Origin of the sequence: Arcanobacterium hippocoleae (assembly GCF_031456295.1) — a bacterium.
GTDB classification, from domain to species: domain Bacteria; phylum Actinomycetota; class Actinomycetes; order Actinomycetales; family Actinomycetaceae; genus Arcanobacterium_A; species Arcanobacterium_A hippocoleae.
In genome coordinates, this window is the sequence record NZ_JAVDUJ010000001.1 from 1,124,720 (window position 1) to 1,150,531 (window position 25,812).

The window sequence follows — 25,812 nt, forward strand, 5'->3', positions numbered from 1 at the left end:
CAGCGTCCGAGCCGAACCCGATTGTGCCGATGAGATCGACTAACCCGCCGAGGCGTTTCTTGTCTAAACCTTCGCGACTGTAGTTGCGTGGGAGGACGCCTCGCAGCGTCGGGTTTTCCCGTTCAATCAGCTGCATCGCTTCATCGATGAGCTGGCCGATCTCTGGTTGCTTGGCTTGATCTTGTAGATGGTGCCAGCGTGCTCCTTCAGGTACCCAGAAAACGTTGTGTCCCGCGTATTCGTCACGGTCTTCGAGGAAGTCTTCGAACTGGGCCTCGTCGATGCCATCTTCGCGTAGTTCATCTTTGAGCGCTGCGCGACGTTCCTAGAAACGGTCAGAGACATACTTGAGGAACACCAGACCCAACACGACGTGCTTGTATTCTGAGGGCTCTTGGTTACCACGAAGCTTGTCGGCCGCGTCCCACAGTTTTTGTTCTAGGGTTTTCTTACTTTTAGCGGCCATTCGCTTCTCCTTGTTGTTCGAGGGCTGTTACGTCTTGTGTGTTATCGGTCGGGATGGTTTCGAGGATGTCGAACAGGTCGCAGTCGAGAGCGTTGCAGATCTTGATCAGGACATCGGTGGTGATGTTTTCATCTTTGCCAAGCTTCGCAATGGAACCCGCGCTGATCTTGGCGGCGACTTGCAGGTCTTGCTTCCTCATGCTTTTATCGATGAGGAGCTTCCACAATGGTTTGTAGCTGATCTTCATCGCGCGCCTTCCTCTTGTTTGGGGTTCCTGCTGGGTTTCTTGTTCCATGTCCATCCGTAGAGTGCTTCGTGTTCTTTGCCTAGTTCGATCACTGCTGTTTGGGTGACGATTGTGTTGACTTCGGGCGCTTCTGCATAGTGCTCGTCTTTATCGAAGGCGATGAATATCTGCTTGTTGGTGAAGCGCTGGTAGAGCTCAAGGATTCGACCGACGGTTGCGTCTTCGATGCTTTGGTGCAGCGGGTGATCGTGGATCACGTATGGCAGCGCGGTCAGCTCCAGCATGGCTAGGTCGAACAGGATCAGGTTCTTTCCGGTTGTGCCGGTTCCATCGTCAACTTCGGAGCCGTAGGTGTAGCTCTTGCCGGTGTCGGAGAATGTGAACACTGGCGGGTACCAGTCGCCTGAGCCTTCATGAATGAAGCGGTCGAGGCGTGCGATCTCAGCGTTGAGTTTCGTTTCGATCTCACGGTCGTAGCTCTTACGGGTCTCATTCAGGCGGGCTTCAGCGTCTTTCTTCTCTGATTTGAGGTCTTGGGTTGCTTCCCAGGCTTCTACTTGTTCCTTGACGAGTGCAAGCTGCCCGCCGATTTCGGCGTTGCGGCGCAGTTCTTTCTCTGAGACGTGGATGGGCACATTCAGATCTCGGAGCTGTTGTTCGGCCTCACCGATGAAGGTGGTCAGCGAGCCCAGTTCTTGCTGGTAGGCGGTGATCTGGTCTTCTACTTCGTCGGAGACGATCTCGGTGATAGTTCGGTGGAAGAGTTGGACGTCTTCGATTCGTTCGAGGTCCGCGTCGGGGAAGAATACGTGTAGTTGTGCGAGGTCTGGGTCGGTGATGGTGGGGAAATCTTCGTTTAGGGACTGTGTGAGGCGCTGAATTTTTGCTTTCAGTCTGCCGCGTGCAATTCGTAGCCCGTGCAGATGGCTCTTGATCGTTGCAGCCTGGTCGGAGTGCTCGACGTCGAGTTCAAGCATTGCTTGATCGGTGCCTTTGATGTGTGCGTCGAGTTCTGATTCGAGTTGGTGAACGTGCTTGACCGCTTGCGTGTATTCCCTCTTCAACCGCAGTTTTTGTGCTTGGAACACACCAATCTTTTGGGTTCTTTGCACGGCCTTGAGATTTTCCGTTGCCGTGGTGAGAGCTTGTTCGAGTTCTTTGAGGTAGTCATAGACACCGAAAAGCTGGCGCATCACAGCCAGCCCAGTGGCTACTGGTTCACGGCCGGGGCCTTGTAATGGGGTCTCAACGTTGCTCAGTGCTTTTTGCTGGATGCGGGCAAATCTTGTCATGATCTGCCGGAAGGAAGCATCCATGCCTGACAATCCGTATTGGCGTTTGAGCCAGCCTACGTATTCATCGAACTCCCACCGCTCAGCGGGGTTCTTGTATTCGGGATCCTCATAGGTTTGGACGAACCCTGGCACGTTAGTGGTGCGCGAGAAGTAATAGTCCACGTCGTTGAAGCGGAAGGTGAAGTAGATCGTGTGAGCACCTTCAGCTTTCGCGCTGACGGCTTTGGATTTTGCGAATGTTGAACCGCCGAACGCGTAGTCCACGATGAACAGCAAGGTGGACTTACCGATCGAGTTTTGGGCGCTTTGCCCGCCACGCACCGTGTTCAATCCGGGATGGAACACGATCGGTGGACGAACCTGACCGTTATTGCGGAACTTGTCTGACCAGACGCTAACGAGCACGGACAATCACCCCTGTCGTGGAGTCGACGTTGATCTGTTTGAGAGCAAACAAGGCAGTGAGCGCATCGAGAACGTCCTCGATCGCAGGATTATCGAGCCGCACGCGAAGCTCGCTGATGCTGACGGGTTCGGCTTCGAGGATGGTCAGAATTGGCGCGAATAGTGAGAGCGTGGATTCGCCGAACGGGTAGAGCTTGTTAGGAAAGCGCATACTGAGGCTCCTTCCCACTGGTGACAGGCGGATACGGTGCTTCGAACACGTCACATTTTTGGATGAAGTAGGACACCACTGCCTGGCACGCGACGAGTTTGCCACCGGTGGTGGTGTGCAACCATTGCGAAAGCTGAGTAAACACGTCGTCCTGGGGTATTCCAAGGCGTTTGAGTCTGCGGTATTGAGAGTTGATCGAGTGCCGGACTTCGTCGAAATCCCAGCCGTCGCTGTAGTCAAGCTGTTTCAACGTCGATTCGATGAAGACATACCACGCAGCGACGTGTGCCAATACAGCCTGCTGCAATATGACGTCATTTGGGATTTTTGTTTCGACCGCCAGTGGTTCTGTGATCGGTTGATGTAAATCGCCTTGGCCAGCGCCGCCCATCTTCTCCAACACTTGCCGTATCCACTGCTCCATGCCTTCTGGGGATATGGCCAGGCGAGATTTGAACTGCGAAACGAGTTGATCCTTTATTGCCTTGAGCTCTTGGACGGCTTGTGGATTAGCGCCTGTGTGCATCGCATGATGATGGGGACACAGCGCGATCAGATTCGCAGGATCTCGCGGATCGTCTGCGGGGTCGATGACGGTCACCTCGAAGCTTGGGACTGCCACGCCTTGATCGTTGACTTGAAGAAGCTGATTCATACAGCCTAAGGCTGGGCAGGTTGCTCCAGCTTCCATCTGCAAAGCAGATCCCAAACGCTTGTGTGCTGCGGCCGTTTGGATACGCCGAGCTTTTTCTTGAGCGTCCTCCACGAGTTGCTGGTTCGTTGTCGCCGCAGTTAAGACTCGGGTGAAGTAATCAGCACACCATTCAGGGACACGCTCCCACGTGATTGACGGTTCAAAGGGGCGAATTGCTTCCGCCATGCGTTCCAGCTGGGGTTGGCTACGCTCCTGCAACGTCGCAACGAGTCCGTAGGGCTCGAAATTGTGTCGCAAGATCGGCTCAGCAATATCTGAGTTGAAGGACCTGTTGCCGCTGGCGATGTGGTTCAACGACGCAGCCGGAGGGGCCATCACCGGATCATCCTCAGTGCCTTCAAAACCTGGGTTTGCCTCACACACCAAAGACAACAGGTTACGCATCCGTTCTTCCCGGTTGGAGCCAAGGTCAAGGTTCAAACTCAGCAGCTTAAAGAAGTCCTTAAACTCCACCAGCGCCTCCTCGTCTCAACCCTGTCTCAAATCGTGTCTCAGTTCGTCTCAAGTGGCTCCGTAACGTCATTGGCAGTGGCAGCGAGCTAACTGAGTAGAACAACCACTCTCACTGATTCTACCGAAATAATCTCGCGGGTGCGAAGAATTATTGGCCCGAATCTGTGAGGAGGTGAAGCACATGGGAAGGAACCGTAAGCAGACGTCTGCGAAGGTGGCGTCCAAGGCGTCGAAGATTCTGACCGATGGCCGTTATGGCAAGGACTCGAAGTCTGTTGCCGCCTCGGCGTTGGCGCAGACTAAGCCGTCCAAGCGCGGCAAGTAGTCGTACACAGCCCACTCGGTTTCGACACAGTGCGGGCCGGGTGGGTGGGGACGGTAGTGCTGGTGGCCACCGGCACTGACGTTCTCCAAGCCTGAGCGTGATTGTTCGGGAGCTCATCTGGCGGATGAGCGACCTCCACAGCGAGTGCTGGCTGTGGTTGTAGACAAACAAATCACTAGTGAGACCTGCTCTGGGAGCGCTCGGCGGGTCACCGCACCCAACCCCTCTTTGCTGAGGGCTGGGTGGGGTGGCTCGCCTTTGTCGTCTTCCTAGCAGTTCTCACCAGTGATCTGAGTTAAACAGATCAGGTCTCCAAATCACCGGGATTCCCGGAGAAATGGAGATCCTTCGATGAAGGTCACCTTCAAGCACGAAGCAGACAACAACAAGAACGAGTCCATCACCGACACTTTCGACATTGACCCTGGGGAGTTCGCTCTCATGATCGCTACCGACCGCCAGCAACGCGCCGCAGCTACGGGTGTTCCGCTCGATCAGGTCAAGCCCTGCACACCGCAGAAGATTCTGGACGAGCTGTGGAACGCAGAGGAAGCTGCCACGCATAAAGCGGTCCGTGGAGATCGCGGCAAGGGTAAGAAGAAATGCATGTGCGGGGCTGGGTGCGGTCCTCGACGTGGATGCCGCGTCCCGAACAACGCACCGTTTTCGTATGAGCAGATGCTCGAAATCGATCTTGATCCAGCTTCACCAGGTATCAGCGCTGAAGACCAGGTCATCGAACGTGAGAACAGTGTCCAGCGTGCCCGTGAGATCGCAGCACTTTGGAATGTCATCGACGGGTTGGATCCCCAGCATCGTGAGGTGATGGTGCGCCTTCTCGCAACCGACAAGCTCAATCAGGCAGCGGTGGCGCGCGATATGGGGTTGACCCGTGCTCGGGTATCGCAGCTGGTGGCAGAGGTAAAACCACTGATTCGACAGGCGGTGGAGGCTGCTCGGTTTAACACTTTCGCTGGTGTCGGCAGTGGGGTGAAGGGAGAAGCCAACCGGGCTACTCCCATAAATGAGGAAGAAAGGTAAGCCCGATGGCTCGACATAGTCTCAAGCTTCATATAGCCCGGCATATCCCTGACGACCCAGGAATCATCGCCACCAAAAACGTGAGGCTGCGTGAACGGCTCATGCGCCTGCTGCTTGGTACCCCGCGCAAAGTCATGATCCTTGTCCCCGGTGATTCGGTCAAGCAGATCGACATCACCGAAAACACCGATGACGACCTCATGGCACTGGCTGATGCTCTCAAGGCGGGTGAGTCCAAATGATGATGCCGGAAATTAACGCCTTCATTCGTGATGGAAACCAGACGATGCGGTCGCTCGCCGATTTGCTTGCGCGGGCTCAGCAGATTGTTGAGGAGAGCTTCGAAGACCACGCAGGAATGCCTGGTGAACGCCCGGAGCTTGCCCTGCAGATCAAGGAACCCTGCGAAACCGTCCCAGCCACGCACGCCCAGCCAGAACTACTCGCGGACGAGCCGGAGGTTGAACCTGAACCGGTGGTGACGCTCGAAGAAGTACGTGCTTTTCTTTCCGAGCTCTCAGCGCAAGGCCACACTGCAAAGGTTCGTGAGCTGATCGTCGAGGCTGGTGCGGACAAGCTCTCAGCGGTGGATCCGTCAAAGTTCGGCTGGCTTCTTGAGCGGGCGAAGGAGATTGCTAATGGCACCGTCTGACCACGCACTCCTCTCGGCATCTGGAGCGCACAGGTGGCTCAACTGCACGCCCTCCGCCCGTCTGGAATCCGATGAGCCAGAATCCACGTCTGCTGCTGCCGAGCAAGGCACCGTCGCCCATGCACTGGCTGAGCACAAACTTCGCAGGGCTCTCAAGCAGCGCTCGAAGCGTCCGGTCTCGTCTTGGATTGATGACGAGATGGAAACCTTGGCCGACGACTACGTCGCCTTTGTCCAGGAACACATCTCGATCGCCCAGGAGACCTGTGGTGATCCGCAGGTGCTGATCGAGCAGCGCCTGGATTTTAGCCATATTGTGCCCGGAGGTTTTGGCACTGGGGACTGCGTCATTATCGCCGAACCCGTACTGCAGATCATTGATCTTAAGTACGGGCAAGGCGTCCTCGTCGAGGCCGCGAACAATCCGCAGTTGATGTTGTATGCGCTCGGAGCGCTTCACGCCTTCGGGAGCCTGTACGACATCGAGCGCGTAGCAGTCACGATCTACCAGCCACGCCGGGCGAACGTCGACACCTGGGAAATTTCTGTTGCCGAGCTCGAACAGTGGGCTGAAGCAGAGGTCAAACCTAAAGCCGAGCTCGCCGCTGCAGGTAAGGGTGAGTTTTGTCCGGGGTCGTGGTGTCAGTTCTGCAAGCTCACTCCCACCTGCCGGGCAAGAGCAGAAGCCAATCTTGCGCTGGCCAAGCTCGAGTTCGCCCCACCAGCAGAACTGAGTGATGCGGAGATCGCTGACGTACTAGCGAAGATTCCGAATCTGAAGTCCTGGGCATCCGACGTGGAAGCCTACGCGCTCTCCAAGGCCGTCAACCAGGGCGTGGTCTTTGACGGGTTCAAAGTCGTCGCAGGTCGTTCGGTACGCAAATACACCTCCGAAACCGACGTCGCTGCAGCGGCTGAGGCGGCTGGCTATAGGGACATCTATGACCGCAAGCTCATCACCCTCACAGCCATGGAAAAGCTGATGGGTAAACCCGCCTTCAACGAGATTCTTGGCGATCTCGTGACCAAACCTGCAGGCAAACCCACCCTGGTTCCTGCATCCGATAAACGGCCAGCGCTTGACCTGGTGAGCGCGACCACCGATTTTCAACCAAACAAGTAACGAACAGAAAGAAGAACAAGATTATGACTACTCAGAATCCGACCCGTATTGTGACCGGCGAAGTCCGCCTATCCTACGCACACGTGTGGGAGCCGAACTCCATCCAAGGCGGCAAACCCAAATACTCCGTCTCACTGATCATCCCCAAATCTGATACCGCCACGATCGCGGCGATCGAGCGCGCGGTGGATGCAGCCATCGATGCCGGAACGGCCAAGTTTGGTGGGAAGCGCCCGAACAAGGCAGCCCTCAAGCTCCCGCTGCGCGATGGCGATATTGAGCGTGACGACGAAGCCTACAAGGGCGCCTACTTCCTCAACGCCAACTCGCTGACCGCTCCGCAAATCGTCGACATGAATGTCGCACCGATCCTGGACCGCGCCGAAGTCTACTCAGGCTGCTACGCACGAGTATCCCTATCCTTCTACGCGTTCAACACAAACGGCAACCGTGGCATCGCCTGCGCACTAGGTAACATTCAAAAAACCCGCGACGGTGAGAGCCTAGGTGGTGGGCGCGTGTCGGCTGAGACCGACTTCGGTACCTTCGCTGCTGATGACGACTTCTTGAACTAACTATCCCCAAGCGTGGAGGGAACCAGCCTATCTTGTTGGTTCCCTCCACTTTTAACCCTGAAGTGAAAGGAACCCCGTCATGCGAACACTCTTCTGCGATATCGAATCTTTCAGCCCCGCCCAACTCGCCAAGACAGGCGTCTACCCGTATGCCGAGCACCCCGACTTCGACCTGCTCCTCTTCGGATATTCGGTCGACGGCGGTCCAGTTAAGGTTGTGGATCTCGCAAGCGGACAAACCATTCCAAACAATGTGCTGACGGCACTGGTAGATCCATCCGTGGTCAAGTGGGCGCATAACGCCGCCTTCGAACGAGTCTGCTTGTCCGCCTGGCTACGCACGCATCACCCCGAACTGCTGGATGGCGGGTTTCTTGACCCAAGACAGTGGCGCTGCACGATGATCTGGTCTGCTTATCTGGGTTTGCCGATGAGTTTGGACGCGGTTGCCACCGTCCTTAAACTTGACGTTCAAAAAGATGCTGCGGGGCGCAAGCTGATTAAGCAGTTTTGCACACCCGCCACACCCTCAGTCTTGAATGGCGGCAAACGGCGGAACCTGCCGTCGGCTGATCCGACCGGATGGGCACATTTCATTGACTACAACCGTCGTGACGTCGAAGTCGAACAAGCCATCCACGACAGACTGGCGTTTTTTCCGATGCCAGAGTCCGAATGGGACACCTATGCTCTCGATCAGACCATTAACGATGCTGGGATTCTTCTCGACCACACGCTGGTTGATAACGCTGTCGGGGTGGATGAGCACTATCGCAACACCGCACTCGTTCGGGCGCAGAAGCTCACGGGGTTGGACAATCCGAACTCGCCGATCCAGCTCAAACAATGGCTTGCCACCAGAGGTTGCGAACTCGAATCGCTAGCGAAAGCCGATGTTAATGCCGCCCTCGATACCGCGACTGGCGAGGTGAAAGAAGTCCTCGAACTGCGCGGTGATCTAGCGAAATCCTCGGTGAAGAAATATCAGGCGATGCAAAACGTTACAGGCAGTGACGGCCGGGCACGTGGGCTGATCCAATTCTATGGAGCAGGGCGTACCGGGCGTTTCGCCGGACGCCTCGTTCAAGTCCAAAACCTGCCAAGGAATTACCTGCCTGATCTCGACCAAGCACGCACGCTCGTTAGAACGGGCAAGCTGGACGCACTTGAGCTGCTCTACGACTCCGTGCCCGACACGCTCAGCCAGCTCATCCGCACCGCCTTCATCCCTTCACCTGGGCATAGGTTTATCGTTGCGGACTTTTCTGCGATTGAAGCGCGTGTGATCGCCTGGGTTGCTGGAGAAACCACCACCCTGGACGCTTTCCGTGAGGGTAAAGACCTCTACTGTGAAACCGCGTCGCGCATGTTTGGCGTCCCAGTCGAGAAACACGGCGTCAATGGCGAGCTACGGCAGAAAGGGAAGATTGCGGTGCTCGCCTGTGGTTATGGCGGCTCCGTCGGAGCGCTTAAAGCCATGGGAGCACTGGGTATGGGGCTAGCTGAGCACGAGCTCAAACCGATTGTGGACGCATGGAGGGCCGCTAACCCGCACATCGTTGAGTTGTGGGCAGATGTTGAAGAAGCCGCGATCGCTGCGATCACCTCACGCCAGCCGATCCGGCTGCGGAATCTGCAATTCAGCGTCGAAGCCGGAATCTTGTTTATTGAGCTGCCCTCGGGTAGGCGGTTGGCGTATGTGCAGCCGCGTCTGGGTGAAAATCGTTGGGGTGGCACGTCCATCACCTATATCGGTACCACCACTGGGCGTAAGTGGGGTCGTTTAGAAACTTACGGTGGGAAACTCACAGAGAATATTGTGCAAGCAATCGCTCGTGACCTGCTCGTCACTGGTATGCACGCCGTCGCCAAGGCGGGGCATCGGATTGTGATGCATGTTCACGACGAGATCGTCATCGACGAACCCATGAACTCTGGCTTCACCGTCGCCGATGCATGTGCTCTTATGTCGACCCTCCCAGTATGGGCCGAAGGCCTGCCGTTGGACGCTGACGGGTATGAATGCGACTACTACCGCAAGGACTAGCTGTTGATTGTCCAGATGGGATCTTGTTTCCAGCTGGGGCTGGCACCTATGTGCGTTAGGTCGACGCCAGGAATTTCGGTGGGGAAACTGTCTAGGACGTCGCTGATGGCCTGTATTTCAGCGGTGAAATTTCCTCGTCGCAAGAGGAATGCGGTGAGCACCAACGCGGTGTACATACGTCCTGAAGAATGTGTCACGGCCGATAGCGTTTGGTCGCTGTGGCGGTGTTTGACCAGTGGACGGATAACGAGTTGCCTATTCCATAGTCTGGCGTGGTGAGCGCATATGTTACGAATGTAATTCACTGTGCGCATCCACGATTCCAACTCGTCGGCACGTGCCAAGTACTTGTCAGCAATGCGACGACGCTGTTCGAAGGGAGCCAACGAAAACAGGGTCACGAGTTGTCCGAATTCGAGGATCTCGGTGGCCACCCACACGGGCAAACGCCCATCGTGGGTCTGGTTGTAATGCTTGACGAAATCTTCTGTAGAGCGCGACTGTGTTTGGGTGAGCTTCTGCGTAAAGAATGCTGCTCTGTGATTCATCGCCCCCGACGGCCAAATCCGTTCGAGGTCGAGGTGAATGAACGGATCGATCTCACCCAGCACGTGCCCCACGTCAACTCGCAGGCACACCTCCAGCTTGCATAGCGCCTGCCACACAGCCAAGCGTAGCCGCTCATCAAACTCGTACAGCTCTACCACATGCCCCATACGTGCACCGAGAACGAAATGGTCCAAACGCCGCTGCGGAGAATCAGATGGAGCGATCTGACGCAACGGGTAGGAGTATCCCGAAAGCCGGTAATAGCCGACAGTAGATAACTCGCGGCGGTAATCACCGGCATCCAATAGGCCACGACGAGTGAGAATATTAATCTGCTCATCGATACTGGCCCACGGTTTATCGACCACCAGCCCACCTGCTTCCAAAAACATGAAGACCGGCTCTGACCTGTCTCGGAAACCGATACAAGCGAGCCGGTACTAGTGGTAATCACTATACCGCGAAAACAGCGACAGAATCAAGAACTCGGCGAAGTATCACCATCAGAGAAGAAAGCTTATCCAAGACCGCTAAGAAACGAGAACCGACCCTGCGCTCCCACCGAGGCGGGCAGCGGAACCGGTCATGTTGTCTAAAAGACCACCGTGTCGGCACCGCTGTAGCAAGAGAATGATGGTTCTTCCACACAGAGCACTCGAGAAATTTGTCTATGCCCCGGCGAGAATACCTGCCAGATTGCTCTAACAGATAGCGCTCCACCGGGGCTTCAACACCAATCGTGCCAGAACGAGAAGCGATTGAGTACCCGTGATTTAACACTTTCGGGCTCGTCGGCAGTGGGGTGAGGCCCTTAACCCTTGTGCCGACCGGCACGACTTTTTCTCGACGGGGTCTCGGGAAGGAACCCCGCCATGGGAAACCAGATTCAAACATTCACCAACGACGTGTTCGGCACCATCCGCACCATCACCACTGATGGCCAGATCCTTTTCTGCGGCAAGGACGTCGCCACCGCGCTCGGCTACCAGGATCCGACGAACGCGGTGAAGCTGCACTGCAAGGGGGTGGCAAATTACCACCCCCTTGAGACCGCTGGTGGAATCCAGCAGGTCCGCTTCATTACCGAGGGCAACCTGTATCGGCTGATCATCTCCTCAAAGCTCCCGGCAGCGCAGAAGTTCGAAGCCTGGGTGTTCGATGAGGTGTTGCCGACGATTCGCCGCCACGGCATGTACGCATACGACGAACTGCTCGCTGATGATGAGTTCCTCGAGCATGCCATCGCCACGCTGCGTGCCGAGCGGGCCAAGCGCCTGGCAGCAGAGCAAGCCTTGTTGGAGGCGGCACCGAAAGTCTCGTACTACGACGTCGTGCTGCAGTCCGATTCGTTGTTGACGACGACGGCGATTGCGAAGGACTACGGACTTTCCGCGAAGAAGCTCAACCGGATCCTGCGTGATGCTCACGTGCAGTTCCATCAGTCGGACCGGTGGTTCCTGTACGCGAAGTACGCCGAGCAGGGATACACCCAGTCCAAGACCCACGAATACGGCGAGGGGCAGACCCGCACCCACATGTACTGGACGCAAAAGGGGCGTCTGTTCATCTACGACCTGCTCAAGAACCAGCTCGGCATTCTGCCTGTCATCGAGCGTCAAGGTCAGGTGCAAGCATGACCGCCACGACACTCGATATTGGGTTTTCGAAGAAGAACACCGAAGGCTACCTGGACCTAACCAGCTACCACGCGCTCAAAAAGCTGCAGCGCGAACAATTCGGCTACCGGCCCTTGATTTATATCTGCTCGCCCTACTCAGGCGACGTGCAAGCGAACGTTGAGCTCGCCCGCCAATTCTGCTCCTTCGCAGTGAGCGCGGGCAAAATCCCATTCGCCCCACACCTGTTGTTCCCGCAGTTCATGGATGACGCCGATCCTGATCAGCGGGAGCTGGCGATGTTTTTCAACAGGGTGCTGCTCGCCAAGTGCGAAGCGCTGTGGGCATATGTCGGTCACGTCAGCCCTGGTATGCGCCTGGAGATCGGGTGGGCACGTGGCCTCGACCTGCCCATTAAGTATTTCGATTCTGATTTCAAGGAGGTCACGCCATGACCACGCCCTTCACTCTGTTTGCTGCCACCGTGAGCGGCGTGCAGAACAATAACCACTACCCGAACCAGCACCTCATCACTGACGTGGCATCGTTGACGGCGGCAGCGGGCTTTGATCACGTGGCTGCCTCCTATGTGAATGATCGCCGCTCAACCGCAGCGTTCATAGCCTCGGATTGCGTGGTGATGGATATCGATAACGATCACACCGAAACCCAAACCGACTGGATCACGCCTGAGAAGCTTGACGAGCTCATGTCCGGGGTGGAGTTTATGACCGCCACGTCTCGTAATCACATGAAGGCGAAGGGTGTGCTCTCCGCCCGGCCGCGTTTCCACGTCTACTTCCCAGTCCGAGAAGTACAAGGCGCAGACGAATACGCAGGATTGAAGCATCGCCTCGCTAGCCGGTTTGGGTTCTTCGATCGTAACGCTCTGGACGCAGGCAGGTTCATTTACGGCACCACCAACCCACAGGTCACGGTGCATGAGGGCGACCAGTTGCTCGATGCGTGGCTCGATGCGGCTGACGAGATCGACGTGTTCGCCGCCTTCGATCAAAGCACTCTCGTGATTGGTGAAGGCTCGCGCAACGCCACCTTGTCGCGCTTCGCTGGGCGGGTCCTCATCCGCTACGGGCAGACCGATCAGGCGCGTGACCTGTTTGACCGGAAGGCGAATCTGTGCGAACCACCGCTCAGCGAGGGTGAACTGCAGACGATCTGGAACTCGGCGTGCAGGTTTGCTTCGAAGGTCGCTGCTGATCCAGGCTATTTACCTCCTGAGGCTTATGAGGCGTTGGCGGGTTTGCGCCCGGATGATTTTTCCGATGTCGGTCAGGCAGACACATTAGCTGGCGAGTATGCGAACAAGATCCGCTACTCGCTCGCCACCAAGTGGCTTGTCTACGACCATGGCGTGTGGGATGAGAACGACCTGTCCGCACAAGGCGTCGTTCAAGAGCTAACTTCCCGCCAGCTCGAAGAAGCCGACCGCCTGATCGCGTCCACGTGGGAGACCATGACGGCAACCGGCGCAGATCTAGTCATGGCATCCGCTTCGTCGAAAGCACGCGGCATCGCCAAGCTCACGCCTGTGCAAGCGACCGCGTTTCGAGCCTGGGATGAGGCAAAGAACTACCACAAGTTCGTTCTCTCCAGGCGTTTGTCACGCAACATCACGGCCACGTTGAAAGAAGCCGGGCCGATCTTGCAGGTACGTATCCGTGACCTTGACGTCGACCCCTACCAGCTCAACACCCCGTCAGGTACCTGGGATCTGCGCGACGGCACAAGCCGTGAGCACAACCCGGCCGATCTGCTGACCAAGCAGACCGCTGTCAGCCCCAGCGATGAGGGCGCACAGATTTGGGCCGATGCGCTCGACGTGTTCTTCCAAGGAGATCCTGAGCTGATTGGTTACGTGCAGCGCATTGTCGGCCTGGCGGCTATCGGCCAGGTTTTCGTCGAAGCGCTCGTCATAGCTTACGGGGACGGGCGAAACGGCAAATCCACCTTCTGGAACACGATCGCCCGCGTGTTGGGGACGTATTCGGGCACGATTTCAGCCGACGCGCTCACTGTCGGGGTGCGTCGCAACGTCAAACCCGAACTCGCCGAAGCCAGAGGCAAACGTCTCTTGATCGCGGCTGAAACCGAGGAAGGTATGCGCCTATCAACCTCGAACGTTAAACAGCTTGCCTCGACCGATCAGATCTCGGCAGAGAAAAAGTTCAAGGACCCCTTCGCCTTCACCCCCTCCCACACCCTCGTGCTCTACACGAACCATCTACCGCGTGTGGGAGCCATGGACGCAGGCATCTGGCGCAGGCTCATCGTCATCCCGTTCAACGCCACCATCGAAGGCGATACGGACGTGAAGAACTACGCCGACCACCTGTTCGAAAAAGCGGGCGGAGCAATCCTTACGTGGATTATGGAGGGCGCGCGTCTCATCCACTCCGAGGGCTACAAGCTCAAAGCCCCGCCTCAGGTGGTTCAAGCCTCGCAAGCATATAAGGAGGACAACGACTGGTTCTCGCAGTTCCTTGAGGACTCATGCGACATCGAGGACGGATTATCGGAGAGGGCTGGCGACCTCTACCAGACGTATCGGGCGTGGGCGCAAAACACCTCAGGATGGGCGCGCCCGATGGTCGACTTCAACGCTGCGGTCGAACAAGCCGGATTCGTGCGGAAAAAGACCAAGCACGGCATGTATGTCTACGGGCTCGCGATTGCATCCGAGTTCGGCAACTAACCCCATGGTGACGAGCTGTGACGAGCCATTCCCTACCTTACGCATGTGAAATTACATGGTGTTTTTCTCTATATAAAAGGTTAGGAACGACTCGTCACATGCCGTCACCCCTGAATTGAATTCAAGGAGTGACCATGAACGAGAAAACAATCGAAGCTCAGCTTAAAAAAGCCGTTGAAGAACATGGCGGCTTGTGCTGGAAGCTCGTCTGCCCTGGAACCAGCGGCGTACCTGACCGGATATGCCTGATGAGAAACCGCGTAGTTTTCGTTGAACTCAAAGCACCAGGCAAACAGCCACGCCCAATCCAAGCATGTCGGATGAACCAACTGCGCGACCAGGGATTCCAGACCTTCGTTGTCGATTCGATGGACGGCATACGGGAGGTGCTTGATGCACTATCAGCCGCATAACTACCAGCGGCAGGCGACCCAGTTCATCATCGACCACGACGAGGCCGCGATTCTCCTTGGGATGGGTTTAGGTAAATCAGTGATCACGTTGACGGCGATCTGGCAGCTCATGCTCGACTACTTCACCATCTCCCGCGTGCTGGTGGTTGCCCCGCTGCGAGTGGCGCGCGATACCTGGCCCGCTGAGGTGAAGAAATGGGATAACCTGCGAGGTTTGACGGTCGCGGTTGCTGTCGGAACCAAGCGAGACCGGCTGGCGGCGTTAGCCAAGTCTGCGATGGTGACCATTATTAACCGTGAAAACATCCCATGGCTCGTGAACCAACTCGGGGGTAGCTGGCCGTTCGACATGGTCGTCATCGACGAACTCTCCAGCTTTAAAAACCATCGAGCCAAAAGGTTCACTGCGCTGGTGAAAATGCGGCCCTTCGTTAAACGCTGGGTCGGGCTCACCGGCACGCCCGCGTCGAATGGGCTGATGGATGTGTGGGCGCAATTCCGTCTCCTCGACGGCGGCGAGCGTTTGGGTAGGTTCATTACCCGTTACCGCGAGCGCTGGTTCGTGCCCGACAAAAGGAACGGGATGCAGGTGTTCACCTATAAGCCCCGTGTGGGTGCTGAGGACGAGATCTATGCGGCGATTGGTGACATGACGTTGTCGATGCGAACCACCGACCACCTGCAACTCCCGGAATTTACGGTGACGACAATGCCCGTGACGTTGGAGCCGAAAGAGCGCAAGGTCTACGAACAGTTGAAAGCCGACCTCGTTCTCCAACTTGGTGACGAGACGATTGATGCCGCGAATGCCGCTGCACTCTCCGGCAAGCTACTCCAACTCGCGAGCGGCGCGATCTACACCGGCGACGATCAGTGGGCTCCCGTGCATGAGCGGAAGCTCGACGCTCTCGAAGACCTCATCGAGGCAGCCAACGGCAACCCACTGCTCGTGGCCTACTGGTTTACCCATGACCGCGAACGCATCACCTCCCGCTTCCCACAGGCTCGCGAACTCAAAACGAGCGTTGATATCGAGGCTTGGAACCAGGGCGAGATTGCGCTTGGGCTGCTTCACCCCGCATCTGCGGGTCACGGTCTGAACCTCCAGAGCGGTGGGCATCTGCTGGTGTGGTTCTCGTTGACGTGGAGTCTCGAGCTCTATCAACAGACGAACGCCAGGCTTTATCGGCAAGGGCAATCCGAACCTGTGACGATCACGCACCTGATCTCTGAAGGGACGCTCGATGAAGTCGTGCTCAAAGCCCTTGATGCGAAAGACGCTACGCAGGCTGCGTTGATCGACGCGGTCGCACAAGAAATCCACACAACCACTGAAAGGACACGCTCATGCATGTGATGACGAAATACCTCGACACAAGGAAAGCCGCGATCGCCGCTCTGCAGGATTATGCGGTGATGGAACAGATCATCGAGAGTACCGACGAGCAGATCAAGGTGGCTTATGCTGATGCAGCTAGCCCCGCATCCCCACGCATGGACGGCACACCACCATCAGGCGACCTCCACGCTTCGGAGAACCGGATCGTCGCGAGCATTGAGCGAATAGATGCGTACAAGGCTCGCTACCTGCAGGCCCGCCAGTACATGGACTGGTTCTTGCCTGCGTGGGAAGTCATCGCTGAAGACGACCGCTTCATCCTCGAAGGCTTCTTCCTCAGCGAGGGCACGCAAGATGAGAAGGTGTCGATGATAGCCGATCACTTCTACGTCGAACGTGACACGGTCTATCGGCGCAAGAACCGCGCCCTCGACAGGTTCGCCACCGCCTTGTACGGACAGCTCTAGCGTTAGCGGGTATCCGAAACATGCGATAGAAAACCACATATCAGTGTGAGAACATATAAGTGGTTGAAAACTAGAAGAAGCCCCAAGAACCCACACACGGGAATCTTGGGGCTTCACCACATCCAGGGGGAAGGGAGCCAGCGATGCCGGTCAAACCAGCCCGCCCATGCTCCCACCCTGGTTGCCCCGAGCTCACCCGTGAACGCTACTGCGAGGCCCACGCCAAGGCAGAGGACGCACGCTACCGGCGCTACCAAAGGGATCCGAAGATCAACGCCCGCTACGGCGCGCGCTGGCGCAAGATTCGCGCCGCCTACATCGCACAACATCCTTTGTGTGAGGACTGCCTAGAGGCGGGCCGGTATACGCCTGTCCAAGAGGTCCACCACGTGCTCCCGCTCGAGCACGGTGGCACCCACGACTTTGATAACCTTCGCTCACTGTGCAAGCCCTGCCACTCCAGGCAGACCGCGCTTGATGATGATCGGTGGAGGCAACAACCTCGGGTCTACTCGTATTGACGAGTCCACACGTTGCCTGCTGTCGCGTCGATCATCTGGAACCTCAAAGATGCTCACCTAAGTCTCGTTTGCCCAACACGAGCCAACGTCGAAAGCCTGGCGAGGGGTAGGGGAGGTCGAATCTCTCACGCCTTGTCGGAGGTCAGCGGGCGGGGCCAACCATACACAAAAAGACCGAATCAAACAGGGTATTAACACTTCGGGCTTCGTCGGCAATACCAGTGAGGGGTGAAATACCGCTGAGTGTTGCTCGGTTTTCTTGCGCTTTGTCCGTCCGGATTTGGGTTTCCCAGGGACGTACAGGTGAGGGCAAAAAACTCGGAGCTTCTCATCCGGTGTTCTGGATCCCTCCCTGGCAGGTGTTTACCTGTCTTGAATTAACAAACTGGTTTCCAAAAAAGGAGGAATCATGACAGATCAAATGGTACTAAAAACACAGCAATGGTTGAACGCTACCTACAAAAATAAAACGGGATTCGGTTCAGTCGAAGAAACAGGGAAAACAGGATGGGACACGATCAATGCTTTGATTCGTGCCCTGCAAATCGAACTAGGAATCACGGCAACCGCGAACAATTTCGGTTCTGGAACACAATCACGTTTTAAGAACCGCTGGCCGAACGGTATTCGCCAAAACACGGCACAAAGTAACGTGCACGGGATCATCCAAGGAGCGCTCTGGTGCAAAGGTTATCCTGCTGTATATGGCGGTATCACGAACGAATTCACTAACGGCATGGTTTCCTCAATTAAAGTCTTGAAGCAAGACATAGGCATGACAAGCACTGAGGCTACCATTGACCTTGAGCTAATGATGGCACTGCTATCAATGAAGCAGTTCAAACTGTTGTCTGCCTATGGCGGCAAGAGCGAGATCCGCGCTATACAGCAAGAGATTAACCGTCGCTACAAAGCCTACAGTGGTATTGTTCCCACTGACGGCCTATATGGGCGCGAAATGAATAAAGCGCTGATTCAAGTATTGCAGGCTATCGAAGGTTTCACTCCATCCCAGGCTACCGGTAACTTCGGGACAGGAACCAAGGCGCGCCTGAAGACAATTAGCGGAGGCACCAGCGAATGGGTATGGATTGGTACAGCTGCACTCGTATGTAATGGAATTGGGCAGCGTGTAGTTACAGCGTGGGATCCTTCAATCCCCGCTGCGATTAAAAGTTTTCAGAACAGGTACAAGATCCCACAAACCGGCAAGTTTGACCCAACGACTTGGATGAGCCTTTTGACCTCGAAAGGTGATCCCAACCGTCCGTGCGTCGCTTGCGACACGCGCTTCGAGATTACGGCTGAGCGACTCAACCTACTTAAGGCGAACGGCTATGAGATCGTAGGACGTTACCTGACTGAGCCGAATCAGGATTCAAAAGATCCGTCTGACTATTTCAAAGCTATTCGCCCCGGAGAACTTGAACGCATCACCAACGGAGGGATGAAGTTCTTCCCGATTTTCCAGGAGTACTCAACCAAGCTTCGACACTTCACGCGGGAAAACGGCGCTCGGCACGCGACGCTCGCAAGGCAAGCAGCCCAAAGACTTGGCATTCCGGGAACGTATATCTATTTCGCAGTTGATTTCGACGCGACCGACCCCGAGGTCACAAGTCACATTCTTCCGTATTTCCAGGGTGTGCGAGGAAGCCTGGGAGGCGGATACAAAGTAGGCATCTACGCCTCGCGTAACATTTGTAGCCGCATCATTAAAGCCGGCTACGCTGGAAGCGCGTTCGTCTCGGACATGTCTACAGGATTCTCCGGCAACCTCGGCTTCCCTATTCCTGACGATTGGAACTATGACCAGTTCACTGAAATCAGTGACTACAAGGGTGCTGGTTTTGACCTAGACAGGGTCGCCTATTCAGGACAAGCAGCGGCAGTGGATCATGTTGCTCCTTCGAGTGCCGGTGACGCTGCGCCCGACACCAGCATTGACTACAATAAGCTGGCTCCGATTGATCTGATCTGGCATTTAGAAAAACGCTTCGAAGAACTTCGTGCCAGTGGCAAGGTTGGAAAAGACTACGTTGCAGGATCTCATGGTGGAGGAACATGGGTCACTGTTCCAACTTGGCGTTGCATACTCAACTATTTAGCAAAAGCCTACCTGCGTGACGGTGGTAGCGGCTCTGCAGTGAATTGGTCCGTGTCTGCAGAAAGTTTCAGGAGCGCTGACGCAAACGTGCTCGAGAAGGACGCTGTAGGCAAGAAGATTATCGCAGCCTTGAATCGCTATATTGATAAAACTTGGCGGCAATCCATGACCGACAAGACCGGAGAATCGGTTGACCTTGCGCATCTGGCGGCAACAACACTTGGATACACCAACTGGAACCTAATCCCAGACGCGTGGACTGGCTGGGCCGGAGATCTAGCCACAGCGATGGAAAACATTCAGAAAACGCTTGAGTGGAATCCCAGTGCGAACCTGGATCAGGTGGCCACAGCTCTAGTCGGTCAAGGTAACGATTACCGTCAGCATCCTGGCTTGAAGGGGCTAGTACTTGACAAGAAAAATGACAAGGGACAGTGGGATTCGGTAGGAAACAACTGTAACCGTGACGATCTCTGCTGTGATGGAGACGCCATTATCATCGCCAACACGCTAGAAAACGGCAACGACTCCAACGCTCATCTTCTGTCAGCAACATTGCGAGAATACTACAACAATTCCAGCAAACTTGCCAACAGATTCAAGCAGATTGGCTGGAGCTTGGGGGCGAATAATTCCACTGAGGCATATCAGAAAATAAGTGAATATGCCGACTTGGATAGCGCCGTTTTAGGATGGTTCTTGGCTGGATACGTCAAGGAAGAGATTCGTTTGACAGCTTGCCGAAAGCTAGCTGAATTCATCTACTGATAATTGATTTGGTCTTTTCCTTGGTGTGGCGCTTGGGTAAAAACGCTAAACCCAAGCGCTACACCACCAACAACAAGAGCGCCGATGGCGGGAACGGAAAACTGGCTCAGCAGTTGAAAAAAAGAATCACTATGAACTAACGAGCCAACACCATCGAGCGAAAACAGAAAAGCTGAGAGTCCGATAAAGGCTCCTGCTGAAAGTTGCAACACGCGGGCAGATTGAATACCGATGATATGCTTATTGAAAAGCAGAAGAAGAATCGTGAAACACACATACATGATTGGCATCAAAAAGAAGACCACAAAAAATCTCTGATCCTGATCCTTGCACCGTTGAAAGATGGCGATGAAAAGCCACGCGCCGACAAAATATGCCAGAGCGGATACAAGAAACACAGATATTTTTTTGATGACCAGTCCCTTCAACTTTTCGCTACACATTTTGATACGGCAACGGCATCAGGAGTTGTATGCCCCAATAGGTTTTCATTCTACAAGAAGGTTTCCCTGCATTGCTAAGGGTAGTGCTGATCGGGCGGATGTCGCGTGAATGCGGGCACGAGGCCTGGTGCGTTGAACCCGACAGTCATGAAAAGACGCACAGGAGCGCCTATACCAGAGGCTCCCGAGTATCTGTCTGTGGTGTACAGCGTGGTAAGAAGCTACTGGGGGGCTTGGTTATGGGGTTGTTCTGGCGGCTTTCTGGTGAATGCACGGAGCTTTTTGATTGCCCATTCGTAGCGGCTTGATGTGGCTGACACGCAGTAGGAGCCGAGCGAGGTTGTGCCCGTCCAAGGGAAATGCGCCTTGGTGAATAGCTCCCCGTTGGTGAACTTGCCAATGAGAGCCACTACTGCGGTGTGGCTGTCGGCGAGGTTTTCGCCGACAGCCACAAGCTCAGTGCCCTGATATTGAGTCCAGATCTTTTGGTTGAGCGTTGGCGTGGTTCGCCACGTGTGAGGAAACGGAAGAAACGGCCGAGGTTGACCGTGGGGGTTGGCGTCGACGAAGCCAAGCAGCATGCGCTGCCACTCGTGCAGGTGGGCTAGTACGTCGCGCAGGTTTTTATCCCGCGCCCAGTGGGCTTCTTTACCGATTTGGGTGATGCTGGGATCAAAATGCGTATGCTGATCGTCGGAACTCATGCCCTCAATGAGGCTGTCCAGTTTCACATACTGCGCCTCGGCGGCATCCAATAGTTCAGTTTTCGTCTTCGGTCTCGGCACGCCACTAATTATCTCAAAGCAGGAAAGCAGATGAAAACCCATGGCCAAAGACGGAACGAACCGTGGCGGACGCCGCGTACGCGCAGGCGCGAAACCTGATCCGCTGAATGAGAAGCTCGCCGCAGGCCGCCCAGCCACGCGGCTTGATGATCCGCTGGGTGAGCCGTTTGACTTCGAAGGCAGCGATATTGGGGACGGTGCGGTGCTCGCTGGTGAGACCATGCCCGAACCATCGGGTTATCTTTCCGACATTCAGCGTGATGGTAAACCACTCGGCGCTGATCTCGTCTACCGAGAAACGTGGCAGTGGCTCGACCAACGCGGCTGTTCCCAGTTCGTGGCACCCAGGCTGATTGAATCCTATGCGCAGGCGTTCGCGCGCTATGTGCAATGTGAACAGGCGATCTCCAAGTTCGGCCTGCTCGGCAAGCATCCAACCACGGGCGCTGCGATCGCCAGCCCTTTTGTGGCCATGTCCCAGTCTTTTGGTAAGCAAGCGAACGTGTACTGGTACGAGATTTACGAGATCGTGCGCGCCACCTGCACCACCGACTACTCGGGCGCAGCTCCTGGTGATGACGTGATGGAGCAACTGCTCAAAGCCCGCTCCTAACCCTTTTTTCTTGCGCCTGCCTGTGTTTTACGGGTGGGCGTTTTGTTTCGCCCCTTTTGATCTGAAAGTGAGTGTGTGTATGTCTGTTACGAAGACTGCTGAGGCCGTGTGTGTCGGCCATCCCGATAAGCTCTGCGATCTGATCGCAGACACAATCCTTGATGACATCCTCTATGAGGATCCTGCTGCCCGCGTTGCAGTAGAAGTGATGGCCTCTGGCCACAGGATCATTGTGACTGGCGAGATAACTTCGAAGGTTCGTCCGCGTATTCGTGAGTCGGTGCGTTACGCGTTGGTGGAGGCGGGTTATGTGCCGTGGAAGTTCTTCGTCTTCCTCTTCACACGTCGCCAATCCCCAGACATCAATGCCGGAGTCTCCAAGTCCTTAGAGGCACGTTTCGGTGATGACACCGAGTTCGCACTCCAAGGAGCGGGTGATCAGGGCACTGTTTATGGTTATGCCACTCGTGAGACTCCGGAGCGTTTGCCATTGCCGCTTGTGCTCTCACATGAGATCTGCGCCCGGCTCGACAAAGCCCGCAAGGACGGCACGATCACCGGCATCAAGTCCGATGGTAAGGCGCAGGTGACAGTTCGCTACGACGCTGCTGGTAGACCCGTGGCGGTTGAGACCGTGGTGGTGTCGATCCAACACGAGAAGATCAAGGATCTGGATGAGCTTGCGGCAGAGGTCAAAACCCTCATCGTCGCATCCGCCTGTAAGCCGTACCTGCCGATCAACGCTGACACCGAGATCCTGGTGAATCCCTCGGGCCTGTTTACGGTGGGTGGTCCAAAGGCCGACACGGGACTCACTGGTCGCAAGCTGATGGTCGACACCTACGGCGGTCTCGCCCCACACGGCGGTGGAGCGTTCTCGGGTAAGGACGCCTCGAAGGTTGACCGCTCGGGTGCGTATATGGCGCGCCTGATCGCGAAAACGATCGTCGACGCACGGCTCGCACACGAATGCCAGGTGAGCATTTCTTATGCGATTGGGAAGGCTGACCCGCTCGCCTTCACCATTGACACGCTCGGCAGTGGTGAGCACTCCGACGAGATCCTCACTGCTGCTGCACGCGAAGTGTTCCCGCTGCGCCCAGGAGCAATCATCGATGCCTTGAATCTTCGAAAGCCTGGCTTTACACAGTATTCAACCTATGGGCACTTCGGCCATCCCGGTCTGCATTGGGAGAACTCGTTCACTCACGTCGACACGCTACGAGAGGCGGTGAAGAAGCATGCTGATCAAGCAGCTACCGATAGCTGAACTGAAACCTGCCGCATATAACCCGCGTAAGGAACTCAAGCCTGGCGATGCTGAGTTTGAAAAACTCAAGCGCTCCATCGACGAGTTCGGCTACGTCGAGCTAGTGGTGGTTAACGCGGCGAACGACAACACCGTCATCTCTGGTCATCAGCGACTGTCCGTTCTCAAACACTTGGGACAAGAAACCGTGGACTGCGTCGTCGTTAAGCTTGACGAAATGCGTGAAAAGGCGCTGAACGTTGCTATGAACAAGATCAGTGGCGAATGGGACGAGTCCAAACTCGCCCTCCTCATCGCCGACCTTGACGCTTCGTATTTCGATGCTGAACTGACCGGTTTTGACGATGCTGAGATCGCGCAGCTTATCGGCTCATTGGATGAGGGTGAGGTGGAGGATGATGATTTCGACCTCACCGCCGCCCTCGAAGCTGCCGCGTTCGTCCAGCGTGGGGATGTGTGGACGGTCGGCCGTCACCGACTGGTGTGCGGCGATGCTACCAGCGCCGAGGACGTCGAGTTGTTGATGGATGGTAAGCGTGCGAATCTCGTGCTCACCGATCCGCCATATAATGTCGACTTCGAATCAGGGTCGGGTTTGTCGATCAAGAACGACAAAATGGCTGGCGATAAGTTCTACGACTTCCTGCTATCAGCGTTTACGAACATGGCGAGCGTGTGTGAAAAAGGCGCATCCGCCTACGTTTTTCACGCTGACACCGAAGGCTTGAACTTCCGCCGCGCCTTCGCCGAGGCTGGATTCTATCTTTCGGGGTGTTGCATCTGGGTCAAAGATTCCCTCGTCCTGGGCCGCTCCCCGTATCAGTGGCAGCACGAGCCGGTGCTCTTTGGCTGGGTGAAGACCGGTAAGCATCGCTGGTATGCCGACCGGAAGCAAACCACCATCTGGCGGTTTGACAAGCCGCGTCGTAACGCTGATCACCCGACCAGCAAGCCGTTGGATTTGTTGGCGTATCCGATTCGTAACTCCACTCAGGCGAACGCGATCATACTTGACACTTTCGCAGGCTCAGGCTCCACACTCATGGCAGCTGAGGCAACTGACCGCATCTGTTATGCGATGGAGCTTGACGAGAAATACGCCTCCGTGATTTTGCGCCGTTATGCCGAACACACCGGGGACGCTGCCGGGATTACTTGCCTGCGAGGCGGCAAAGAATACGCGTATTTGGATTTGGTGCGCGATGTTGAGAGGGGTGAACCGTGAGTGAGTTGACGTTGGGTTCCTTGTTTGATGGCTCGGGTGGTTTCCCTCTCGCAGGTATTCAGGCGGATATTCGTCCTGTGTGGGCGAGTGAAATCGAACCATTCCCGATTCTCGTTACGACCCGCCGCCTGCCGCAGCTCACTCATGTGGGTGATGTGACCACGGTCAACGGAGCTGATGTTGATGCGGTGGATGTGATCACGTTTGGTTCTCCCTGCCAAGACCTATCCGTTGCAGGTAAACAAGCAGGCCTGGCGGGTGAACGCTCGGGCCTGTTCTTTCATGCTGTACGAATTATTGACCAGATGAGGAAAGCAACCCATGGAATGTTTCCACGCTACGCGATCTGGGAGAACGTCCCTGGCGCGTTCTCCTCACACAAAGGAGCCGATTTCGCCACCGTCCTTACCACGCTCACGCGCATCGTCGACCCGAGCACGCCTGATATGCCTGTCCCTGAGGGTGGATGGCCGTACGCGGGATGTGTCATGGGTGAGGGATTCTCACTGGCATGGCGAGTACTCGACGCACAATATTTCGGCGTGGCCCAACGACGCCGCCGCATCTACCTTGTCGCAGATTTTGCAGGCCGATCCGCACCCGAGATTCTATTTGAGCCCGCGAGCAGCTCAGGGCATTCTGAATCGTGCGGCACGCAAGAACAAGACCATGCCCACACCCCTGAAGCAAGCCTTGGAGGCCGTAGCAGCTCGGTGATATTGATGGATCATCATCCGCAGGACTCGAGGTTGACCGTTAACTCCTCGGGGGTGGTGCAGACGCTGACTGCTCGGATGGGCAACTCACCCACCAACGTCCCCATCCTCCTCGACGCCCCAGAGGAACGCAGGGTGTTTGGCCTGAATTCGATCCACCAGTCCCGCAACGGTGGCGGCCACTACGGCTACGAAGCGGAAGTGTCGAAAACCCTCGACCTGAAAGGCGGAGAGCCGACCTGCAACCAGGGCGGCATGGTCATCTTGGAGCCCGTCTATGCCACATCCAAAGCCGACTATTTCACCCGCGCCACCAAGAACCAAGCAGGTGCGCTGCTGGCCACGGATTACACCGACCCGCCCATGGTCGCCAGCTCGTCGCTGCGCCCCAGACGGTTGACGCCGGTCGAGTGCGCCCGGTTGCAGGGGTTTCCTGACGATTGGTGTGACGGTCTTGCTATCGAGGATCCGACAAGCGAAGACATCGAGTATTGGATGGGCATTTGGGCTACCTGGAACTGGGCGCGCGGCGTGAAACCACGAACCGCACGCCAAGTCACAACTTGGTTGAAGAATCCAACCAGTGATAGTGCCCAATACAAGTTGTGGGGTAACGCGATCGCTTTGCCCGTGGCTCGCCACGTCCTTGAAAGACTGAAAAATTTTGCTCGCGCAGGGACTGGATAAGCACCCACACCTATGGCTGACGCTT

Annotated in this window: 26 protein-coding genes and 1 pseudogene; 19 read left to right on the forward strand and 8 right to left on the reverse strand. The window is 56.0% G+C overall.

The window, feature by feature from the left end; genetic code table 11:
• Positions 1 to 43: 43 nt before the first annotated feature.
• From J2S36_RS04740 to J2S36_RS04760, 5 genes and pseudogenes are all read right to left on the reverse strand, one after another.
• Positions 44 to 466 (reverse strand): annotated as a pseudogene (locus tag J2S36_RS04740) (type I restriction-modification system subunit M N-terminal domain-containing protein); the annotation flags it as partial.
• Positions 456 to 713, reverse strand: a complete 258-nt coding sequence (locus J2S36_RS04745; RefSeq protein WP_309956064.1) for a helix-turn-helix domain-containing protein — start codon at positions 711 to 713, stop codon at positions 456 to 458. The gene J2S36_RS04745 and the pseudogene J2S36_RS04740, both read right to left, overlap by 11 nt.
• Positions 710 to 2,413 carry a DUF2326 domain-containing protein gene (locus J2S36_RS04750; RefSeq protein ID WP_309956066.1) on the reverse strand — a complete coding sequence of 568 codons (1,704 nt, stop codon included), beginning with the start codon at positions 2,411 to 2,413 and terminating at the stop codon, positions 710 to 712. Before J2S36_RS04750 ends, J2S36_RS04745 begins: the two co-directional genes overlap by 4 nt.
• Entirely contained in the window at positions 2,403 to 2,624 is a 222-nt protein-coding gene (locus J2S36_RS04755; protein WP_309956068.1) for an ABC-three component system middle component 7, read from the reverse strand. The genes J2S36_RS04750 and J2S36_RS04755 overlap by 11 nt, the downstream gene beginning before the upstream one ends.
• Positions 2,611 to 3,792 (reverse strand): ABC-three component system protein, encoded by a 1,182-nt coding sequence (locus J2S36_RS04760; RefSeq protein ID WP_309956070.1) that lies wholly within the window; start codon positions 3,790 to 3,792, stop codon positions 2,611 to 2,613. Before J2S36_RS04760 ends, J2S36_RS04755 begins: the two co-directional genes overlap by 14 nt.
• Before the next feature lie 181 nt (positions 3,793 to 3,973).
• On the opposite strand from J2S36_RS04760, the gene J2S36_RS04765 reads away from it, so the two are divergent.
• The 7 genes from J2S36_RS04765 (at position 3,974) to J2S36_RS04795 (ending at position 9,555) form a co-directional block, all read left to right on the forward strand.
• Entirely contained in the window at positions 3,974 to 4,117 is a 144-nt protein-coding gene (locus J2S36_RS04765) for a hypothetical protein (RefSeq protein ID WP_270772271.1), read from the forward strand.
• 351 nt (positions 4,118 to 4,468) lie between these two features.
• A complete protein-coding gene (locus J2S36_RS04770; RefSeq protein WP_309956073.1) occupies positions 4,469 to 5,158 on the forward strand; it encodes a sigma factor-like helix-turn-helix DNA-binding protein in 690 nt (229 codons plus the stop codon).
• 5 nt (positions 5,159 to 5,163) lie between these two features.
• A complete protein-coding gene (locus J2S36_RS04775; protein WP_309956075.1) occupies positions 5,164 to 5,400 on the forward strand; it encodes a hypothetical protein in 237 nt (78 codons plus the stop codon).
• Positions 5,397 to 5,810, forward strand: a complete 414-nt coding sequence (locus J2S36_RS04780; RefSeq protein WP_309956076.1) for a hypothetical protein — start codon at positions 5,397 to 5,399, stop codon at positions 5,808 to 5,810. Before J2S36_RS04775 ends, J2S36_RS04780 begins: the two co-directional genes overlap by 4 nt.
• Positions 5,797 to 6,933, forward strand: a complete 1,137-nt coding sequence (locus J2S36_RS04785; protein ID WP_309956078.1) for a DUF2800 domain-containing protein — start codon at positions 5,797 to 5,799, stop codon at positions 6,931 to 6,933. Before J2S36_RS04780 ends, J2S36_RS04785 begins: the two co-directional genes overlap by 14 nt.
• Before the next feature lie 23 nt (positions 6,934 to 6,956).
• The gene (locus J2S36_RS04790; RefSeq protein ID WP_309956080.1) at positions 6,957 to 7,508 is read left to right on the forward strand and encodes a DUF2815 family protein; all 552 of its coding nucleotides are present in this window, start codon (positions 6,957 to 6,959) and stop codon (positions 7,506 to 7,508) included.
• A 79-nt stretch (positions 7,509 to 7,587) separates the two neighbouring features.
• Complete coding sequence (locus J2S36_RS04795; RefSeq protein WP_309956081.1) at positions 7,588 to 9,555, forward strand: DNA polymerase; 1,968 nt, start codon at positions 7,588 to 7,590, stop codon at positions 9,553 to 9,555.
• On the opposite strand, the gene J2S36_RS04800 is transcribed toward J2S36_RS04795, so the two are convergent.
• Positions 9,552 to 10,496 carry an Abi family protein gene (locus J2S36_RS04800; RefSeq protein ID WP_309956084.1) on the reverse strand — a complete coding sequence of 315 codons (945 nt, stop codon included), beginning with the start codon at positions 10,494 to 10,496 and terminating at the stop codon, positions 9,552 to 9,554. The two genes, J2S36_RS04795 and J2S36_RS04800, sit on opposite strands and share 4 nt — an antisense overlap.
• A gap of 480 nt (positions 10,497 to 10,976) precedes the next feature.
• Here J2S36_RS04800 and J2S36_RS04805 point away from each other — a divergent pair, with 480 nt between their 5' ends.
• The 8 genes from J2S36_RS04805 to J2S36_RS04840 all read left to right on the forward strand — a co-directional run bounded on the left by J2S36_RS04805 (position 10,977) and on the right by J2S36_RS04840 (position 20,048).
• Positions 10,977 to 11,741 carry a phage antirepressor gene (locus tag J2S36_RS04805; RefSeq protein WP_309956087.1) on the forward strand — a complete coding sequence of 255 codons (765 nt, stop codon included), beginning with the start codon at positions 10,977 to 10,979 and terminating at the stop codon, positions 11,739 to 11,741.
• Positions 11,738 to 12,175 (forward strand): DUF7768 domain-containing protein, encoded by a 438-nt coding sequence (locus J2S36_RS04810; protein WP_309956090.1) that lies wholly within the window; start codon positions 11,738 to 11,740, stop codon positions 12,173 to 12,175. The genes J2S36_RS04805 and J2S36_RS04810 overlap by 4 nt, the downstream gene beginning before the upstream one ends.
• Positions 12,172 to 14,433, forward strand: coding sequence for a phage/plasmid primase, P4 family (locus tag J2S36_RS04815; protein WP_309956091.1), 2,262 nt, complete (start codon positions 12,172 to 12,174; stop codon positions 14,431 to 14,433). The genes J2S36_RS04810 and J2S36_RS04815 overlap by 4 nt, the downstream gene beginning before the upstream one ends.
• 134 nt (positions 14,434 to 14,567) lie before the next feature.
• Entirely contained in the window at positions 14,568 to 14,846 is a 279-nt protein-coding gene (locus J2S36_RS04820; RefSeq protein WP_309956093.1) for a VRR-NUC domain-containing protein, read from the forward strand.
• Complete coding sequence (locus tag J2S36_RS04825; RefSeq protein ID WP_309956095.1) at positions 14,827 to 16,203, forward strand: SNF2-related protein; 1,377 nt, start codon at positions 14,827 to 14,829, stop codon at positions 16,201 to 16,203. The genes J2S36_RS04820 and J2S36_RS04825 overlap by 20 nt, the downstream gene beginning before the upstream one ends.
• On the forward strand, positions 16,194 to 16,652 hold the full coding sequence (locus J2S36_RS04830; protein ID WP_309956097.1) for a hypothetical protein: 459 nt from the start codon (positions 16,194 to 16,196) through the stop codon (positions 16,650 to 16,652). Before J2S36_RS04825 ends, J2S36_RS04830 begins: the two co-directional genes overlap by 10 nt.
• Before the next feature lie 143 nt (positions 16,653 to 16,795).
• Positions 16,796 to 17,173, forward strand: a complete 378-nt coding sequence (locus J2S36_RS04835) for an HNH endonuclease (RefSeq protein WP_309956099.1) — start codon at positions 16,796 to 16,798, stop codon at positions 17,171 to 17,173.
• Positions 17,174 to 17,582: 409 nt separating this feature from the next.
• Positions 17,583 to 20,048 carry a glycoside hydrolase domain-containing protein gene (locus tag J2S36_RS04840; RefSeq protein ID WP_309956100.1) on the forward strand — a complete coding sequence of 822 codons (2,466 nt, stop codon included), beginning with the start codon at positions 17,583 to 17,585 and terminating at the stop codon, positions 20,046 to 20,048.
• Here the strand turns inward: J2S36_RS04840 and J2S36_RS04845 are convergent.
• Together J2S36_RS04845 and J2S36_RS04850 are read right to left on the reverse strand one after the other, a co-directional pair.
• On the reverse strand, positions 20,042 to 20,446 hold the full coding sequence (locus tag J2S36_RS04845; RefSeq protein WP_309956102.1) for a hypothetical protein: 405 nt from the start codon (positions 20,444 to 20,446) through the stop codon (positions 20,042 to 20,044). The genes J2S36_RS04840 and J2S36_RS04845 overlap by 7 nt on opposite strands.
• A gap of 266 nt (positions 20,447 to 20,712) precedes the next feature.
• Positions 20,713 to 21,276: a ClbS/DfsB family four-helix bundle protein gene (locus J2S36_RS04850; protein ID WP_309956105.1), complete on the reverse strand. Its 564-nt coding sequence runs from the start codon at positions 21,274 to 21,276 to the stop codon at positions 20,713 to 20,715.
• Between the two features lie 40 nt (positions 21,277 to 21,316).
• On the opposite strand from J2S36_RS04850, the gene J2S36_RS04855 reads away from it, so the two are divergent.
• From J2S36_RS04855 to J2S36_RS04870, 4 genes are all read left to right on the forward strand, one after another.
• Positions 21,317 to 21,889 carry a P27 family phage terminase small subunit gene (locus J2S36_RS04855; protein ID WP_309956107.1) on the forward strand — a complete coding sequence of 191 codons (573 nt, stop codon included), beginning with the start codon at positions 21,317 to 21,319 and terminating at the stop codon, positions 21,887 to 21,889.
• Between the two features lie 79 nt (positions 21,890 to 21,968).
• Positions 21,969 to 23,159 (forward strand): methionine adenosyltransferase, encoded by a 1,191-nt coding sequence (gene metK, locus J2S36_RS04860; protein WP_309956109.1) that lies wholly within the window; start codon positions 21,969 to 21,971, stop codon positions 23,157 to 23,159.
• Positions 23,131 to 24,384: a site-specific DNA-methyltransferase gene (locus tag J2S36_RS04865; protein ID WP_309956111.1), complete on the forward strand. Its 1,254-nt coding sequence runs from the start codon at positions 23,131 to 23,133 to the stop codon at positions 24,382 to 24,384. The genes metK and J2S36_RS04865 overlap by 29 nt, the downstream gene beginning before the upstream one ends.
• Positions 24,381 to 25,787, forward strand: coding sequence for a DNA cytosine methyltransferase (locus tag J2S36_RS04870; RefSeq protein WP_309956113.1), 1,407 nt, complete (start codon positions 24,381 to 24,383; stop codon positions 25,785 to 25,787). Before J2S36_RS04865 ends, J2S36_RS04870 begins: the two co-directional genes overlap by 4 nt.
• The last annotated feature ends 25 nt before the right edge of the window (positions 25,788 to 25,812 follow it).

Bases quoted from the DNA above. Each gene is read 5' to 3' on its own strand.
- J2S36_RS04745 (WP_309956064.1), bottom strand. From the start codon at position 713: ATGAAGATCAGCTACAAACCATTGTGGAAGCTCCTCATCGATAAAAGC.
- J2S36_RS04755 (WP_309956068.1), bottom strand. From the start codon at position 2,624: ATGCGCTTTCCTAACAAGCTCTACCCGTTCGGCGAATCCACGCTCTCA.
- J2S36_RS04765 (WP_270772271.1), top strand. From the start codon at position 3,974: ATGGGAAGGAACCGTAAGCAGACGTCTGCGAAGGTGGCGTCCAAGGCG.
- J2S36_RS04770 (WP_309956073.1), top strand. From the start codon at position 4,469: ATGAAGGTCACCTTCAAGCACGAAGCAGACAACAACAAGAACGAGTCC.
- J2S36_RS04775 (WP_309956075.1), top strand. From the start codon at position 5,164: ATGGCTCGACATAGTCTCAAGCTTCATATAGCCCGGCATATCCCTGAC.
- J2S36_RS04780 (WP_309956076.1), top strand. From the start codon at position 5,397: ATGATGATGCCGGAAATTAACGCCTTCATTCGTGATGGAAACCAGACG.
- J2S36_RS04785 (WP_309956078.1), top strand. From the start codon at position 5,797: ATGGCACCGTCTGACCACGCACTCCTCTCGGCATCTGGAGCGCACAGG.
- J2S36_RS04790 (WP_309956080.1), top strand. From the start codon at position 6,957: ATGACTACTCAGAATCCGACCCGTATTGTGACCGGCGAAGTCCGCCTA.
- J2S36_RS04795 (WP_309956081.1), top strand. From the start codon at position 7,588: ATGCGAACACTCTTCTGCGATATCGAATCTTTCAGCCCCGCCCAACTC.
- J2S36_RS04800 (WP_309956084.1), bottom strand. From the start codon at position 10,496: ATGTTTTTGGAAGCAGGTGGGCTGGTGGTCGATAAACCGTGGGCCAGT.
- J2S36_RS04805 (WP_309956087.1), top strand. From the start codon at position 10,977: ATGGGAAACCAGATTCAAACATTCACCAACGACGTGTTCGGCACCATC.
- J2S36_RS04810 (WP_309956090.1), top strand. From the start codon at position 11,738: ATGACCGCCACGACACTCGATATTGGGTTTTCGAAGAAGAACACCGAA.
- J2S36_RS04815 (WP_309956091.1), top strand. From the start codon at position 12,172: ATGACCACGCCCTTCACTCTGTTTGCTGCCACCGTGAGCGGCGTGCAG.
- J2S36_RS04820 (WP_309956093.1), top strand. From the start codon at position 14,568: ATGAACGAGAAAACAATCGAAGCTCAGCTTAAAAAAGCCGTTGAAGAA.
- J2S36_RS04825 (WP_309956095.1), top strand. From the start codon at position 14,827: ATGCACTATCAGCCGCATAACTACCAGCGGCAGGCGACCCAGTTCATC.
- J2S36_RS04830 (WP_309956097.1), top strand. From the start codon at position 16,194: ATGCATGTGATGACGAAATACCTCGACACAAGGAAAGCCGCGATCGCC.
- J2S36_RS04835 (WP_309956099.1), top strand. From the start codon at position 16,796: ATGCCGGTCAAACCAGCCCGCCCATGCTCCCACCCTGGTTGCCCCGAG.
- J2S36_RS04840 (WP_309956100.1), top strand. From the start codon at position 17,583: ATGACAGATCAAATGGTACTAAAAACACAGCAATGGTTGAACGCTACC.
- J2S36_RS04855 (WP_309956107.1), top strand. From the start codon at position 21,317: ATGGCCAAAGACGGAACGAACCGTGGCGGACGCCGCGTACGCGCAGGC.
- metK (WP_309956109.1), top strand. From the start codon at position 21,969: ATGTCTGTTACGAAGACTGCTGAGGCCGTGTGTGTCGGCCATCCCGAT.
- J2S36_RS04865 (WP_309956111.1), top strand. From the start codon at position 23,131: ATGCTGATCAAGCAGCTACCGATAGCTGAACTGAAACCTGCCGCATAT.